This is a genomic window from Pseudonocardia sp. NPDC046786 (assembly GCF_040645415.1).
Taxonomy (GTDB): Bacteria; Actinomycetota; Actinomycetes; order Mycobacteriales; family Pseudonocardiaceae; genus Pseudonocardia; species Pseudonocardia kongjuensis.
The window spans coordinates 1-1,127 of the sequence record NZ_JBEYYF010000068.1; the positions used below are offsets into that span (position 1 = coordinate 1).

At 67.0% G+C, this 1,127-nt stretch carries 1 protein-coding gene; it reads right to left on the reverse strand.

Translation table 11 applies throughout. The features are described 5' to 3' along the window. A partial coding sequence (locus ABZ881_RS30910; RefSeq protein ID WP_358489597.1) for an IS481 family transposase occupies positions 1 to 1,006 on the reverse strand: 1,006 nt, incomplete at its 3' end. Positions 1,007 to 1,127: the final 121 nt, after the last annotated feature.

Below are 1,127 nucleotides of genomic sequence, written 5' to 3' on the forward strand. Positions count from 1 at the left end.
TGTGATGCCCAGCCAGGTTGGTCAACCTGGTGATGGGCGCGGCCTTCCCGATTGCTGAGTGGGGCCGGTGGTGGTTGTACTCGTGGAGCCATGCTGGCAGAGCCGCGAGTCGGGCTGACTCGGAGTTGTAGAACTTCTTGAAGGCCCAGCCCTCGGCCAGGGTCCGGTGGAAGCGCTCGATCTTCCCATTGGTCTGGGGCCGGTAGGGGCGGGTCTTCTTCACCACGATGCCGAGATCGGCACTGGTCTGGCACCAGAGCCTCGACTTGTAGCAGCTGCCGTTGTCACTGATCACACGCCGGACGATGACGCCACGCCGGGCGAACCAGGCGACCGCGTTGCGCAGGACCGCGGTCGCGGTCTCTTTGGTCTCGTCGTCGTGCGCCTCGACATAGGCAACACGGGAGTGATCGTCGATCACGGTGTGCAGGAAGCAGGTGCCCACCAGTGGCTGGCGATACTGGCTCTTGGGCATGCCGGTGCGTGCCGATGTCGCGGCACGGTTCTTCTGACCTTGCTGGCGGCCGACGTAGCGCCAGCCACCCCCGTCGGGGACCTTGCCGAGCTTCTTCACATCGACGTGGAGCAGGTCACCGGGCTTGTCGTGTTCGTAGCGGCGGACCGGTTCGCCGGTGGCCCGGTCGATGTGAGTGAGCCGGTTGATGCGACAGCGCACAAGCACGGCGTGCACGGTCGAGGAGGCCATACCAAGCCGGTCTGCGATCTCGACCGGTCCGAGTCGTTGCTTCCAGCGCAGGTGCACGATCTTGCGCACGACCGGCGCCGGCGTGCGGTTCGGCTGGTGATGCGGGGCCGAGGACCGGTCGAGCATCCCGGCCGGTCCTTCGTCGCGGTAGCGGTCGGCCCACTTCTTCGCGGTCCGCCAGGAGACGTCGTAACGCTCCGCCGCGCGGGCCGGCGACCAGCCTTGCTCGACGACCAGGCGGGCGAGACGGAGTCGGGCGCGCGGGGTGAGAGCGGCATTGGAGTGGGTAGCGTGAGCCACGAAGGCCTCCTCGGGTGCGGGAGCGGTTCCTAGACAGCTCCACTCCACACCCGGGAGGCCTTCGCCCGTCTACAGATCAGACCGTGTCGTCACACGATCTCGACCAACGTGCCTGGGCATC